Genomic DNA, 14,150 nt, shown 5'->3' on the forward strand with positions numbered 1-14,150 from the left:
ATTTCAACCACGCTAGGGGCAAAGAGGAAGAGCCTATGAAGGAACTAGAGCCCTGTTTCCATGAGATCCGTGAAAGCAGATTGCTTATGTTGAATATAATGGATAAAAATAGCCGTTAGTTTGGGATCGAATTGGCTACCCGAGCAAGCACGTAGTTCTTCAATGGCCTCCTCGAACGTTTTGGTGGGTTGATAGGGGCGCTCAGTTGTCATCGCGTCAAAAGAGTCGATGATCGTCAGCATCCGACATAAACGTGGAATTTGCTCGCCCTTAAAGCCAAACGGATAGCCTCCTCCGTCATAACGTTCATGATGCAGCTCCACAAAAGGAACCAAATCTATGAATCGTTCGTTGGCTTCGACAATACGTTTGCCCCACATGACATGCGCTTGCACCATCTGCCATTCCTCACCGGACAGCTTCTCTTTTTTATTGAGGATATTCCAGGGGATCTCCAGTTTACCAATGTCATGAATGAGGGCACCTAGTATGAAACGCCGCTTATCCTCCGGTCCGAGCTGAAGCACATCGCTCATGTCTGCTGCATATCTGAATACCCGCTTGGAATGCTTGAAAGTGTTAATATCCTTGTACAAGAACAAATTAAGCTGCTGCTCAAGATCACGAATATCCTGCCCCAGATCGACCTCGCGCTCCACTTCATTTAAACTTCCGTGCGTATGAACGATGTTTTTGCCCTGTTTCTTGGCGTAGTACAGGGCTTTATCCGCCAGATCGACCAGCTGTGATTTGTCGTAGATATCAATGCGGCTTTGTGCAATACCTGCGGAGAAGGACAGACAGCCGTGTGGAAAAATTTCAACACCCTCATAACGAGAATCATTTAATCTTTTTCGAATAGCATTGACTGTTTCATATGCTTGTTCAGCGGTATGATCGGGCATAAGCAGAGTAAATTCTTCTCCACCGTAGCGGGATACGGTGATGTGGGTGCCGGAGGTTTCCTTCTTAAGAAACTCACCGAGAAATCCCAGTAGCTGATCGCCTTTAAGATGACCGAAATGATCATTGTATTTTTTGAAATCATCAATATCAATCAGCGCCAGACTGAGAGGAGTATTCTCGGATCGGGATATATTCAATTCAGCTTCAAGTGTATTTTCAAAGTAGCTGTGATTGTATAGCCCTGTTCTGCGATCCATGTTCGCTTTTTCTTCGATTTCCCGATACAGCGTGAACATTTGCTTGAATGCGTGAGACAGGAGCATGCTTAGCCCAAGGAACAGCAAAAGTCCTAAAATGCCGTTGTTATAAATCAGTGTAGTCAATACCAAAGACAGAATGAGTGTACATAAGTATACGAGCAGGGATTCGGCCAAAAAAGCCTGTTTAAGCTCATTGAAGGACCCTTTGTATGCGATATAAAAGTAGATGCCCAGTGTGATGGTATTCACCGCAAAGTAGCAAATCAACGCCAGCAGGTAGGAAGCGAAATGATCTTGGTTTAAAGCTCCCTGCGTTCCGCCGCTTAGTTCAAATACTGTTGAAGACAGGAAAATGGAAAGGGCGTAAATGGAAAAATTGACGGTATGCTTCCACCAGGACAGCTCTGTGTGCCGGAACATGGCAATGATTACATTTAACAACAAAATCAGAATAGCAATTTCGGTGCTATGCACAAAAATACAAGCCAGATACACGGAGGAATCCATGGACTGTTTGTTACTGGCCGGTGGTAGCTGGAATGTAAAATGCTCCAGAATCAGAACTGCTCCCAACAGGGAATAGATCGTGACCCACTCTGTTGTCGTATACTGCAAAAAGGACCATTGGTTCGTATACAGGAGGACGATCACGCCTGCCAAACATATGAAAAACACATATATTCCCGTCGCGGTAACCCGTTCTTGCAGCTTTTTTATTATACTCATCATTTCTTCTCCTGCCTTGTCGTATCTTGATGTCAAAGCTACCAGGGGTGAATGGGATAATTTACAATTTTGTAATCGAAAATTTCACATGAAAAAACAGGCCGGAGTCCAGCCTGTTTTGTTGAGCCTGTGCTTCCTTTTTTTCTTATCGGTGACTAGCCCCCGATTTTGTAACCGGAAGTCAAAGCAATTATGACAGAAGCTACGATAATAGCATTGATAATCACACGGGAGTATTTCAAGTTTTTCATAGGGTTCCCTCCCTTCCTTGGAATAAGGTGTGCACTAAGCGTGGCGGGGATTGGTTTCTTGCTGCTTATCCTTAGTTCTCTTCACGACCATAATGCTTTGGATAAACAGGAACATCCCGAAGTTCATGACAACATCTCCAATACTAATTACCTGCGTGCGGGGATAGGGCTTGGAGAGAGGAATAATGTCACCAAGCAATGATAGACGCGTGCTCGCATCCATCATGTAATGTTTCGAGATGACACTTCCGGATTTAAGCATATTTGTATAATAGGGACCCAGCACCTCCGAAGCGCTCAACGAGACCGGCATCCTGCCGCCATTCACCGCCATAACGATAAAATTCATCACTACGCCGATTATAATAAGCTTGAATCCCTTATGATGTCTGTTCAACCAGAGAAATATCAATCCAACCACGTAGACTCCCATAAATAGATACCCGTTAATGGCTGCCAACCAAGCCCACTTTTCCTGGAAATAAAAAATAATGAATTGCACCAGCAGCAGCACGGGGAACATCCAGCCGGCTATAAGGCGAATTTGACTGAAACGGATCAGACCTTGCCGCCAGCCTCCTCTGAACAGACCTACAATGAGACCTAATAGCACTCCATCATAGACCATTATCATTCTCCAGATTCCACAAATTTTTTGTTTTGGTTACCGTATAATTCGACCTGAAATTGGTAAATTCCTGCCTGATATATAGCAGTTTTGAAAAAAAATTGCGGATTAGCGTGTAATTATTCGAAGCCAGACGAAATGAGTGATATTATGATGTACTGAAGTAATTGTTTATATTTTTGTGAAAAGGATGATTATTATTATGAACCGGTTATCGAATACTGTTATGGTTGCCGCAGATATGACCAAATCGCGAATATTATGGATCGCCTTTGTCCTGGGTGCATTGAGTGCTTTCGGGCCGTTGTCCATAGATATGTATTTGCCGTCGCTGCCTACATTAGCCGACAATTTGCATACGACCACTTCGCTGGCGCAGCTTAGTTTGACCGCCTGTCTGTTGGGACTGGCTGTTGGCCAGATCGTTGCTGGTCCGCTTAGCGATGTAAGGGGTCGCAGAGGACCGCTGGTGATCTCGCTCATTCTGTACGCTGCTGCTTCGCTGTTATGCGTGTTTGCGCCGAATATCGGTATGCTCATTGCGCTTCGCTTTATTCAAGGGCTTACGGGGTCGGCGGGGATCGTGATTTCCAGAGCTGTAGCCCGTGATCTATACTCGGGCAAAGAGTTGACACGTTTTTTCTCACTACTTATGCTGGTGAACGGCGTGGCCCCCATTGCTGCACCAGTACTGGGCGGTGTCATTTTGAACTTTGTTTCCTGGCGTGGTGTATTCATGGTGCTTTGTGTAGTCGGCGTGGCTATGCTGATTGCCGTCGTATTGGGTTTGCCTGAAACGTTGCCGACTAATCGCCGCTCATCCGGTGGCTTGAAGCAGACGCTAGGAACACTCGGTCACTTGTTTGCCGATCGACGCTTTATGGGCTATGCCTTCTCGCAGGCGCTGATTACAGGAGCGATGTTCGCGTATATCGCTGGCTCACCATTTGTGCTTCAGGATATTTTCGGGGTTTCTCCTCAGACGTATAGCATCATTTTTGCAGTGAATGGTTTGGGGATTGTACTGTTTTCGCAGTTGACGGGTAGACTCGTGGGTCGCTTCAGCGAACGACAGTTACTCTTGTCGGGTCTGGTAATTGCGGCTGTAGCCGGAATCAGCTTGCTTACTGTAGCTTTTACCGGGGGCCAATTGTTTGCTGTTTTAGTTCCTCTGTTTTTTGTCGTTTCCTGCGTAGGGATTGTGAGTACAACGACGACTTCATTGGCAATGCAGAGTCAACAGCGCTCCGCAGGCAGTGCGTCCGCCATGCTTGGTTTGCTGCCTCTATTACTTGGCTCCATCGCTTCACCGCTAGTAGGCTTGGGGAGTGGAACAACCCCCGTACCGATGGCTGTCGTTATAGCTATAGCCGAGGTTGGTGCGCTATTAAGCTTTGTTGTACTTGCTAAGGAAGCACGCGCTAAGGCTTAAAATAGGGCGAAAAAGTGACATTTTTCCAGAATGTTGACATACCCCATGGGGGTATATTATGATAGGGATATAACAAATGCATAAATGCATATATACACCACACAGGAGGCTGATGTATGGCTGAGGAGCAACCTGTTTCCCACACTGAAGTCCATGAGAATCACTGTGGAACAGACGGGGAAAAGACAGTTAGAAAAAGTCATCATTCGGCAGAGTTCAAGAACAGCCTCGTATCCCGGTTGAACCGTATTGAAGGTCAGGTTCGCGGAATTAAGGGCTTGATTGACAAGGATACCTACTGTGACGATGTACTGAACCAGATTGCGGCTGTCCAGTCCGCGCTGAATGGTGTCGGTAAGCTGCTGCTGGAAGGGCACATGAAAAGCTGTGTCATTGAGCGCATGCAGGCAGGAGAGCAGGAAGTGATTGACGAGCTGCTGGTTACGGTCAAGAAGCTAATCCGTTAAGAGTAGTATTCATACACATTATGGGTATGGAAGTACCCCTGAGGAGGAAAAGAAAATGGCACAAGTTACATTGAACGTAGAAGGCATGAGCTGCAATCATTGCGTGAAAGCAGTAGAAGGGGCTTTGGAGAAAGTGGGCGCTACCGGCAAGGTCAGCCTCGAAACGAAACAAGTGAATGTAGAATATGACGAGTCCAAGCTGAACGTTGAAGCTCTGAAAACAGCCATTGAAGACCAAGGCTATGATGTTGTTTAAGCTGAAGATGCTTTATGTGTGACAGACTTGTTTCGAAGGAGAAGCTTCCATATTAGAAGCTTTTTCTTTTTGGATATGATATACCCCACTGGGGTATAGGAGGAGGGTTACCATGGAAAACCGTGCGACCGACGGTGACAAGCAGACAACGCTTCATATTACGGGGATGTCCTGTGCCGCTTGCGCAAGCCGTATTGAGAAAGGTTTAAATCGAATAGACGGTGTAGCACAGGCTAATGTAAATTTGGCTTTGGAGCAGGCGTCGATATCCTATGATCCCAAGCAGGTGGAGATCCCTGAGTTTCGCGATAAAATTGCTTCTCTTGGGTTTGGAACTGTAAGTGAAGAAGCCAATCTGAATGTAACGGGCATGACTTGCGCGGCCTGTGCAACCCGGATTGAAAAGGGATTGAATCGGATGCCTGGTGTAACAGGTGCCACGGTAAATTTGGCGCTGGAAACAGCTCATGTGGAATATGCAGCGGGGAGTATTGCGGTTGGTGATCTGGTGAGCAAGATTGAACAGCTAGGCTACGGAGCGATCCCGCAGAGCGCTGAGGACAATATCGCCGATGTGCGCAGTAAGGATATCCATCGTAAAAAATGGAAGTGGATTGTGTCCGCAGTGCTGTCATTTCCGTTGTTGTGGGCGATGGTGGCTCATTTTTCCTTTACATCATGGATTTATGTGCCAGAACTGTTTTTGAATCCATGGTTCCAACTAGTGCTGACAACGCCGATTCAGTTCGTCATTGGTTGGCAGTTTTATGTGGGCGCGTACAAAGCGCTTCGTAACGGCAGTTCGAATATGGATGTGTTAGTTGCACTGGGTACGTCTGCGGCTTATTTTTACAGCTTGTACCTTACTCTGCGTCCGTCTGATGTCATGGAGGGAATGGCGGGAATGCCTGTTATGACCATGCCAGAGCTGTATTACGAGACAAGCGCGGTGCTAATTACGCTTATTTTAGTTGGTAAATGGTTTGAAGCGGTAGCCAAAGGGCGTTCGTCCGAGGCGATCAAGAGCCTGATGAGTCTACAGGCTACGACGGCACGTGTAGTACGTGATGGACAAGAGCTTGATATACCGATCGAACAGGTACGTGTGAAGGATATCTTTATTGTACGGCCCGGCGAGAAAATTCCTGTCGATGGTGTGGTCGTGGACGGACGTTCGGCAGTGGACGAATCCATGTTAAGTGGTGAGAGTCTTCCGGTTGAAAAAGAAGCGGGTTCCGCAGTTACAGGGGCGACGCTCAATAAAAACGGGGTACTACGTATTCAGGCTGAGCGTGTAGGTGGTGATACGGCGTTGTCCCGCATTATTAAGGTCGTGGAAGATGCGCAAAACTCCAAGGCCCCGATTCAGCGGATTGCAGATCAGATTTCCGGTATTTTTGTCCCCATTGTTGTTGCTATCGCTGTGTTGGCCTTTATCGTCTGGTTTTTCCTTGTGACGCCGACTGATTTTGCAGGCTCACTGGAGAAAATGATTGCAGTTCTCGTCATTGCTTGCCCTTGTGCGCTCGGATTGGCAACCCCAACGTCCATTATGGCAGGATCGGGACGTGCGGCTGAATACGGTATTCTGTTCAAGGGCGGCGAGCATTTGGAGATGACCCGTTCAGTCAACGCAGTGGTGTTGGATAAGACAGGTACAGTTACGAATGGCAAGCCAGAGCTGACGGATGTTATGGTTGGAGCAAGCGGCTTGGCTGAAAAGGATTTGCTGCGGTTGCTCGGTGCGGCAGAAAAAAGATCGGAGCATCCGCTGGCGGAAGCCATTGTAAAGGGGATTGCAGATCGAGGCATTGAGCTGGTAGGACCGACAGATTTTGAAAATATTCCGGGTTATGGCGTGAAAGCGCATGTGGAAGGTAAGCAGGTATTGGCGGGTACACGCCGATTGATGAGCAGGGAAGGTATCGCGATAGATGACTCAGCTGAGCAGCATATGAATGAGCTGGAAAGCGCAGGGAAAACTGCGATGCTTGTTGCTGTGGATGGTGCCTATGCAGGACTGGTGGCCGTGGCGGATACGATTAAAGAAACGTCACGGGAGGCAGTTACCCGTCTGCGCGGGATGAACATTGAAGTCATCATGATTACGGGTGACAATGAACGGACTGCGCGGGCTGTTGCCGCCGAGGCTGGAATTGAACGAGTGCTAGCGGAGGTGCTGCCTGAAGGAAAGGCTGAAGAAGTGAAACGGCTTCAGGAGCAGGGCATGATCGTAGCTATGGTTGGGGATGGTATTAACGATGCGCCTGCGCTGGCTACCGCTAATATTGGGATGGCGATGGGCACGGGAACGGATGTGGCAATGGAGGCGGCGGATATTACCCTCATGCGTGGCAACCTGAACAGCATTCCTGATGCGATCGAGATGAGCCGCCGGACCATGACAAACATACGGCAAAATCTGTTTTGGGCGCTCGGCTATAACGTGATCGGTATTCCGATTGCCGCTTTGGGCTTCCTTGCCCCATGGTTGGCGGGAGCAGCCATGGCATTTAGCTCTGTTTCGGTTGTGCTGAATGCACTGCGTCTCCAACGGGTGAAGCTGTAAATGTATGGAGGTATTAGCAGGATAGCGTACTGTCGGACATCTGTTGCGAGATAAAGTTATTATCAGAGTATAGAGCAAGTACGCACAATTGGTTTTCTGCGTGCTTGCTTTTTGTTGCGTTTGTTTTTTTAGACCATTCAACTTTCATCACGTCAGGTTGCTTATCATTCGCGAAAGTTCCATAATATTTGTAGGAGTGCCATGCAAGCATGCAAGAACTTCTTCGTATACTCACAGCTTGAAGTAGATAAAGAGCTTATATTATGGATTAGGAGTGAAGCAGTCATGAATGATACGATTTCCTTGTTGATGAACCACCGGTCTGTGCGAAAATTCAAGTCAGACCCCATTACCGACGAGCAGCTCGCAGCTATTGTGGCAGCTGGCCAAATGGCATCCTCGTCCAGCAATGTGCAGGCATATACCGTTATTGCCGTTACCGAGCCTTCTTTAAAGACAAAACTTGCCGAGTTGGCAGGAGGGCAGGCTTACGTTGAGCAATGCCCTGCGTTTCTGGTATGGTGCGCAGACCTGTATCGTTTGAAGCAGGTCACGCTCCACCATCAGCCAGGTCAGCCTTCCTATGAAGGTTCCGTCGAAAATTATACGGTTGCGACCATTGATGCCGCGTTAGCTGCACAAAATGCAGCGGTAGCCGCTGAATCACTGGGCCTGGGCATCGTCTACATCGGCGGTATTCGTACTAAAATAGCAGAGGTATCTGAGTTGTTAGGGTTGCCAGAGCTGGTGTATCCAGTGTTCGGTATGTGTATTGGTGTACCGGATCAGGAAACGGGCTTGCGTCCACGTCTTCCACTGTCCGGTGTTATGCATATGAACGGTTACGATAAAAACCAGACGATGAAAGCTGTAGAGGTATACGATCACACATCTGCGGAATATTTGAAGGAACGTACAGGCGGTCAACGTTCTACGCCATGGTCTGAGCAAATGGCTGCGAGACTGACCGAGCCAGCACGCTTGCAGTTGAAGCCATTTTTGGAACATAAGGGTTTCTTGAAGCAATAAAAGCTGAGAAGTGACAAAAAAATCTGCAAAATAAAAGAACCTCCTTATTTACGCATGATGAAGTCCCGCGTAAATAAGGAGGTTCTTTGCTGGTATGCCTTTATCAATCAGATAGTGAGTAAAAGCGTCTCGTGTTTTCATAAAATAATTGACGGACGGCAGATTCATCTTGATGGGTCAGCTTGCTGTACGCACGAATGACGTCGGCAGTCATCCGGGGATGTGTCTCTTGTCCAGTAAAAGGTCCCTCGAACGGCCAGGGACCATCTGTCTCTGCCATGATCTGATCAGACGGATACTGTCTTGCCAAACTGCAGATATCTTCTTCGTACAGGAGATCCGGTGTGAAGGAGACATAATAGCCGTTCCGGGCCATACGTTCGGTCGTGGCGGCAGAGCCCTTGAACCAGTGAAAATGCGCCTGTGTGATGCCATGACGTTCCAAAAGTTCACAGGCGATGTCTGCGTCCTCATAAACGGCGTGCAGGACAATGGGTTTGTTATGCTTGCTTGCAAACTGGATAAAGCGCTCTAGTAGCACTATGTAGGGAGCGAGGTCAAAAGGTGAACCGCTCTGTGAGGCTTCCAGCCGATTGTAATAGGGCAAGCCGACTTCACCCACGGCGACCATTTGCTGTACATGTTCGCCCATCCAGTCGAACAAGAGGTTAAGCTCAGCTTGCGGTGGGAGAGCCTGTTCGGGATGAAAGCCAAAGGCTGGTCGTACCAGCCCGGGGTAACGCTTGGCTAACTGCAGATTGGCTCGGCTGGAGCCCAGATGCATCGACACGGCTATCACGGCTTGGACGCTGCTATTGGCAAGTGAAGCGAGCAGTAATTCCTGTTGTTCGGGCGGGTAGCTGTCTAAATGAATATGCGCGTCGATCAATGGAGCGGTTGCGGAAGCGTTCAATTTCAATGCAGAGAGCCTATTTAGATTATTCATAATGATTTACCCCGTCGTCTGAGGTAGTTTTACGGACACTTTCAGTGGTGTCCATGTCGCCGTCCAGTTTATGTTTTTCCTCGCGCATCCAGCTGGTCATGGTCCGCTTCCATTCAATAAAGAGCGGATCGAGGGTGATTTCTTCCCTACGCGGGCGGGGAAAAGGAACATCTACGACATGCACCACTGAAGCGGGTCGCGCCGACAGCACATAGATGCGGTCGGAGAGCAGCAACGCTTCTTCAATGCTGTGGGTAATAAACAGCACAGAACGGCGGTTCTTTTCCCACATCCGTAATAACCATTGCTGCATGTCTGCACGTGTCAGCGCATCGAGTGCGCTGAACGGCTCATCCAGCAGCATTAATTCCTGCGGGCTGAGCAGTGCGCGAAGAAAGGCTGCGCGCTGTTGCATTCCACCAGACAGCGTATGTGGATACGCCTTGACGAACTTACCAAGTCCAACCTGTTCGAGCCATTGCAAGGCTTCTTTACGACGCTCGCGTTCACTGGCGTACTGAGGGGGTACTGCTGTATTTTTACGTGGAGCATTTTCCTGCCCAAGCAGTACGTTGTCCAGCGTGGTACGCCACGGGAAAAGGGCGGGCTGCTGCGGCATATAGCTGATATGCCCACGTTCACCAGTCATGTCCCGTCCGTGCATACGGATATGTCCCTGCTGTGGTTTGAGTAGCCCGCCGATGATGTGAAACAGCGTGCTTTTGCCGCTGCCTGACGGACCGATGAGGGAAACGAATTCTCCTGGCTTGACTGTGAGGGATACATCCTGCAGTACGGGCAGTAAGCTTCGCTTTTCGCGGAAGGCGAGGCTGATCCCGTCCAATTCCAAAGCAGGAGGAGCAGTTGATCGTCTCTGCTGTTCCCCGGTTCGTTGTTCATTAGCCACGTTGTGTGATGATAATTCAATCGGATGCAGACTCATACGCGCCACGTCCTTTCTTTGCTGTATGTAATTCAAGGAGGAAGCTACTCTTGATCGGGTTTCCAGCGAACCAGCCATTTCTCCAGTAGTAAAATAACCACAAACATGAGTAAGCTGAGTGCAACAATAATGCCGATGGCGGCAAAAATGAGGTCCGTGCGATAGGCTGATTTTTGCAGCAGCATATAATATCCAATTCCTTCACTAGCTCCGATCCATTCCGCAATGATCGCACCCATCACACTATAGGTAGCAGCAATTTTAACGCCAGAAAAGACTTGCGGCAGGGAATGTGGCAGCTCCAGCTTCATAAAAATAGCCATGCGGCTTGCACCCGACATCCGCATATAGTTCATCATCGTACGGTCTGTTCGAGTCAGCCCGTCCATGGCCGCTACAGCCACGGGAAAAAAGCATACTAGGGTAATGACCATCAGCTTGGGCAGCACGCCAAAACCAAACCACACCATGAGCAGCGGCCCTAGAGCGATGATCGGAATGTTTTGACTCAGAATAAGCAGCGGATACAGGGCGGATTTGAGAAAAGGAATTGTATGAAGAACGATGGCGATCAACAGTCCCGTTGCTGTCCCTATAGCGAATCCCGCAAGTGTCAGACGAATCGTAGCCCATGTATGGGCACCAAGCAGCGCCGTTTGTGCCATGCCCTCTTGTACGATGAGGGATGGAGCAGGCAGCAGCCAGGATTCAACATGCAAATAGGAAACCGCCCCCTGCCAGGCCGCTAAAAAGAAGAGGACCGCCACAAGGGGCGGCCATACGCTTTTCCACCAGGATGCGTTCTTGCCTTTCGGATTCATGGGCGATATTTCTCGGTCAGCTTGTTCATGCTGATGCCTTGTGGGTTATGTGCGATTTTGATCTGTGAAATGACGCTGGGACTGCCCGCTTCCGTCAAAGCCTCGTGCATTTCTTTGACCACTTTCAGCAACTCGTCGAGCTCGCCCTCCATGGTCGTATCCAATGGATTCACTTGATGTTTGACGCCGGAGCGCTGAATGACCTCAATCGCCTTATCTACATACGGGTAAGAGTCCTCATTATTAGGAGTTTTAGGGATTACTTGAATACTGAGCAGTGTGTTAGCCATGCAAATTCACCTGTCCTTTATTTGGAGTGTTTTAGAGAACATAGGGTGGTTTAAGGCGTTTGAGACCGCTCCGCGTTTCATTTGATCTTACGATCGCTGTTGCCATGGGATTCTTTGAATAAATTTTAAAAGTTAAGAATCCAACGGCAAAGGCGAACGCTGCGCTTCTCCAGATTCAAATGAACCGCTCCGCTGCCAACCGCCTTAAAAGCACCCTGTTTTTAAAGCTGGTTTGTGTGGCATTATTAACACACAAGCGCACCTACTTAGCGCTTAGATAATATGAAAAACTAAAGAATAAACCAAGTGGAACGAGAACGAAGTGGGCGGAATGGTGCTGTACAAGCGTTAGCGTTCGCCTTTGTACCCAGATTTCAACCTCTGGATATTCATAAAAGAATTCTGGGTACAACAGCGATGGGAGGCACCATCCGACTGCCTAGTGGCGCTTCGTTCACTTCTCTAGTTCGGTCTTATTTTGCGTTTTAACAAATGGTCAGCGCTTGGGCAAGAAGTCATTTGTGAAGGCTTTATCGACTTCCAAAGGCTTGCTGAGCAGCTTGCGTTCGTACATCCAGTCCGAATAGTTTTGCCATACCTCTGCTTTTTGCACGCCCCATTGCGCGGCATCGTCCTGATAACGCGGGCTTAGCCATTTTTGGCTGGCGAGCACCAGTTTTTTATCCAGCTCTGGTACAGCTTTGCTTAAGATGTCCGCGGCTTCTTCTGGATGGGCGATAGTGTATTCATAGCCTTGTGCGGTAGCGTCCATGAACGCTTTGACCAGCTCTGGATCATTTTTTATCGTCTGTTCGTTGCTTACAATTACAGGCGTATAGTAATCAAGGCTTTTGGAATAATCTTTTACATACAGCATATCCAATGGCTCACCTCGAAGCTCGGCTTCGATTCCGGTCCATGCATAGAAAATCCAAGCAAAGTCAATATCCCGCTTCACGGCTGTAAAATAGTCTGCATTGCCCATGTTGACGATCTTCACTTTGCTCACATCGCCTTTGTTTGAATCCATGATGGATTTCATGACCGCTTCTTCTACGGGAGAGCCCCAACCGCCGTATTTTTTACCTTCAAAATCTTTCGGGCTCTTAATTCCGCGATCTACTGGGGCTGCGAAGCCTGAGGTATTATGCTGAATCACCGCAGCGATGGATACAAGCGGCACACCTTGCGTACGAGCTTGTGTGACGCCTTCTTGGTAGCTAATACCAAAAGGTGCAGCATTAGAAGCAACCATTTGATCGGCTCCGCCTGAACCAGGTTGAACAATTTGGACATTCAAACCCGCTTTTTCGTAAAATCCTTTGTCCTTAGCGACATAGAGTCCCGTATGATTCGTATTGGGTGTCCAGTCGAGCACGACTTTAACATCTTTGAGCCCCTTTGCCGGAGTAGACGTTTGGGTGTCGGTAGCGGGAGCCGCTTCTTGGGATGTGGGGGCACTTCCACCGCAAGCGGTCAGGGTCAGGGCCATGAGCCACAGACTGATCAGTCCCAGGCTTAACATTTTCATGCGCTTCATCGTTGTGTTCTCTCCTTTAATTACCCGTTATCCGTCCAATCAGACAGCTTAAGTTCCCCATTTTCTAAAAATAACATCTGCCGGACGCGATCTTTCCAACAACATAATCTTCAATAAAAAAAGCGCCCCGAGTTTCCGGGACGCTTGCGCTTGTATATACCAAAGTAAGGGATGGTCCTATGTAAAAAAGGCACATCTTGCTTAAGCATTCCTACGCTGGCATTACCCAGATCAGGTTGTAAGGGTCAGTGTCTTGGGACACACTCTCAGCCGGCCGATTCCAGCACCCCTGGCATTGTATGGTTTAATGGGTTCATTTATTCGGGTTTACTACGACGATTATATGCCTTGAATGCGGGTCTGTCCAGCATGAAGGGAGAGATGACGGTTCATTTGCCGAACGACAGGGTACACTTTTACTGTGAGCTTTGATCTGAAAATGAGCATGAATCAATCCGATTCGATCGGGTCATGTTATTTTCAGAACAGCTACGCAAGTAGGTTCAGATGGGCTGGTGCCCAATGGCGTGGCCGTAGAGAATTCTAATTCGTGAAAAGGAGTTGTTGTACTGTGGGTAAAACGGAAACATTGGATCGCAACCAACTGGAACAAGCCATTGTGAAGGCTTTGGATAACAACAAATTTTGCTCGTTAGGTACGGTAGAGGGTGGCAAACCGAAAGTACGCTATATGGCCCTTTTTAACGATGGAATGAACATTCATCTGGCGACAGATCGAAAAACACATAAAGTGGATGAGCTAAAAAACAATCCGAATGCTTATCTGCTGCTGGGTTATGAAGTTGGCGGTACGAAGGAAGTCGTAGAAGTGGAGGCTACCGTCCAGATTACAGCTGATGAGGGGCTGCGCAAACAAGTGTGGAACGATTCCTTGAAGGAATGGTTTTCCGGACCGGATGATCCCGATTATGTCATTCTGGACGTGAATCCGACACGCATTGAGTATGTGGGTCAGCAAACTGAGCGCCAAGTGTGGAATAAATAATAAGAATATAAATCGACAAACCAGTGAATCTCCGAGTTTTTAAGGAGGTTTGCTGGTTTTTATTTTTTGAGAAAATTAAT

At 48.2% G+C, this 14,150-nt stretch carries 13 protein-coding genes and 1 riboswitch; of the genes, 6 read left to right on the plus strand and 7 right to left on the minus strand.

Annotated elements, in window-relative coordinates:
* Positions 1–44: 44 nt before the first annotated feature.
* Positions 45–1,895: a bifunctional diguanylate cyclase/phosphohydrolase gene (locus tag KAI37_RS02165; protein ID WP_071639290.1), complete on the minus strand. Its 1,851-nt coding sequence runs from the start codon at positions 1,893–1,895 to the stop codon at positions 45–47.
* Positions 1,896–2,177: 282 nt separating this feature from the next.
* On the minus strand, positions 2,178–2,771 hold the full coding sequence (locus KAI37_RS02170) for a DUF5317 domain-containing protein (RefSeq protein WP_220030632.1): 594 nt from the start codon (positions 2,769–2,771) through the stop codon (positions 2,178–2,180).
* A gap of 202 nt (positions 2,772–2,973) precedes the next feature.
* On the opposite strand from KAI37_RS02170, the gene KAI37_RS02175 reads away from it, so the two are divergent.
* From KAI37_RS02175 to nfsA, 5 genes are all read left to right on the plus strand, one after another.
* On the plus strand, positions 2,974–4,203 hold the full coding sequence (locus KAI37_RS02175) for a multidrug effflux MFS transporter (protein WP_071639294.1): 1,230 nt from the start codon (positions 2,974–2,976) through the stop codon (positions 4,201–4,203).
* 116 nt (positions 4,204–4,319) lie between these two features.
* A complete protein-coding gene (locus tag KAI37_RS02180) occupies positions 4,320–4,670 on the plus strand; it encodes a metal-sensitive transcriptional regulator (protein ID WP_220030633.1) in 351 nt (116 codons plus the stop codon).
* Positions 4,671–4,725: 55 nt separating this feature from the next.
* Entirely contained in the window at positions 4,726–4,926 is a 201-nt protein-coding gene (locus KAI37_RS02185; protein ID WP_013308457.1) for a copper ion binding protein, read from the plus strand.
* A gap of 112 nt (positions 4,927–5,038) precedes the next feature.
* On the plus strand, positions 5,039–7,495 hold the full coding sequence (locus KAI37_RS02190) for a heavy metal translocating P-type ATPase (RefSeq protein WP_220030634.1): 2,457 nt from the start codon (positions 5,039–5,041) through the stop codon (positions 7,493–7,495).
* Positions 7,496–7,780: 285 nt separating this feature from the next.
* Entirely contained in the window at positions 7,781–8,524 is a 744-nt protein-coding gene (nfsA, locus tag KAI37_RS02195) for an oxygen-insensitive NADPH nitroreductase (RefSeq protein ID WP_220030635.1), read from the plus strand.
* A gap of 103 nt (positions 8,525–8,627) precedes the next feature.
* Here nfsA and KAI37_RS02200 read toward each other — a convergent pair whose 3' ends face one another.
* From KAI37_RS02200 to KAI37_RS02220, 5 genes are all read right to left on the minus strand, one after another.
* Entirely contained in the window at positions 8,628–9,470 is an 843-nt protein-coding gene (locus KAI37_RS02200) for a TatD family hydrolase (protein WP_220030636.1), read from the minus strand.
* A complete protein-coding gene (locus KAI37_RS02205; protein WP_220030637.1) occupies positions 9,463–10,413 on the minus strand; it encodes an ABC transporter ATP-binding protein in 951 nt (316 codons plus the stop codon). The genes KAI37_RS02200 and KAI37_RS02205 overlap by 8 nt, the downstream gene beginning before the upstream one ends.
* A gap of 44 nt (positions 10,414–10,457) precedes the next feature.
* On the minus strand, positions 10,458–11,234 hold the full coding sequence (locus KAI37_RS02210) for an ABC transporter permease (protein ID WP_071639306.1): 777 nt from the start codon (positions 11,232–11,234) through the stop codon (positions 10,458–10,460).
* Positions 11,231–11,524, minus strand: coding sequence for an MTH1187 family thiamine-binding protein (locus tag KAI37_RS02215; protein ID WP_016818835.1), 294 nt, complete (start codon positions 11,522–11,524; stop codon positions 11,231–11,233). The genes KAI37_RS02210 and KAI37_RS02215 overlap by 4 nt, the downstream gene beginning before the upstream one ends.
* Positions 11,525–12,020: 496 nt before the next feature.
* Positions 12,021–13,064 carry an ABC transporter substrate-binding protein gene (locus KAI37_RS02220; RefSeq protein ID WP_220030638.1) on the minus strand — a complete coding sequence of 348 codons (1,044 nt, stop codon included), beginning with the start codon at positions 13,062–13,064 and terminating at the stop codon, positions 12,021–12,023.
* A gap of 191 nt (positions 13,065–13,255) precedes the next feature.
* A riboswitch (TPP riboswitch) is annotated at positions 13,256–13,365 on the minus strand.
* Between the two features lie 270 nt (positions 13,366–13,635).
* On the opposite strand from KAI37_RS02220, the gene KAI37_RS02225 reads away from it, so the two are divergent.
* The gene (locus KAI37_RS02225; RefSeq protein WP_076294517.1) at positions 13,636–14,070 is read left to right on the plus strand and encodes a pyridoxamine 5'-phosphate oxidase family protein; all 435 of its coding nucleotides are present in this window, start codon (positions 13,636–13,638) and stop codon (positions 14,068–14,070) included.
* Positions 14,071–14,150: the final 80 nt, after the last annotated feature.

The organism is Paenibacillus sp. S25, from assembly GCF_019454085.1.
GTDB lineage: Bacteria > Bacillota > Bacilli > Paenibacillales > Paenibacillaceae > Paenibacillus > Paenibacillus polymyxa_B.

What these genes read in the sequence shown, in the direction of transcription:
- KAI37_RS02205 (WP_220030637.1), bottom strand. Translation starts at nt 10,413, where the DNA reads ATGAGTCTGCATCCGATTGAATTATCATCACACAACGTGGCTAATGAA.
- KAI37_RS02215 (WP_016818835.1), bottom strand. Translation starts at nt 11,524, where the DNA reads ATGGCTAACACACTGCTCAGTATTCAAGTAATCCCTAAAACTCCTAAT.
- KAI37_RS02185 (WP_013308457.1), top strand. Translation starts at nt 4,726, where the DNA reads ATGGCACAAGTTACATTGAACGTAGAAGGCATGAGCTGCAATCATTGC.
- KAI37_RS02220 (WP_220030638.1), bottom strand. Translation starts at nt 13,064, where the DNA reads ATGAAGCGCATGAAAATGTTAAGCCTGGGACTGATCAGTCTGTGGCTC.
- KAI37_RS02210 (WP_071639306.1), bottom strand. Translation starts at nt 11,234, where the DNA reads ATGAATCCGAAAGGCAAGAACGCATCCTGGTGGAAAAGCGTATGGCCG.
- KAI37_RS02175 (WP_071639294.1), top strand. Translation starts at nt 2,974, where the DNA reads ATGAACCGGTTATCGAATACTGTTATGGTTGCCGCAGATATGACCAAA.
- KAI37_RS02200 (WP_220030636.1), bottom strand. Translation starts at nt 9,470, where the DNA reads ATGAATAATCTAAATAGGCTCTCTGCATTGAAATTGAACGCTTCCGCA.
- KAI37_RS02190 (WP_220030634.1), top strand. Translation starts at nt 5,039, where the DNA reads ATGGAAAACCGTGCGACCGACGGTGACAAGCAGACAACGCTTCATATT.
- KAI37_RS02180 (WP_220030633.1), top strand. Translation starts at nt 4,320, where the DNA reads ATGGCTGAGGAGCAACCTGTTTCCCACACTGAAGTCCATGAGAATCAC.
- KAI37_RS02165 (WP_071639290.1), bottom strand. Translation starts at nt 1,895, where the DNA reads ATGATGAGTATAATAAAAAAGCTGCAAGAACGGGTTACCGCGACGGGA.
- KAI37_RS02170 (WP_220030632.1), bottom strand. Translation starts at nt 2,771, where the DNA reads ATGGTCTATGATGGAGTGCTATTAGGTCTCATTGTAGGTCTGTTCAGA.
- nfsA (WP_220030635.1), top strand. Translation starts at nt 7,781, where the DNA reads ATGAATGATACGATTTCCTTGTTGATGAACCACCGGTCTGTGCGAAAA.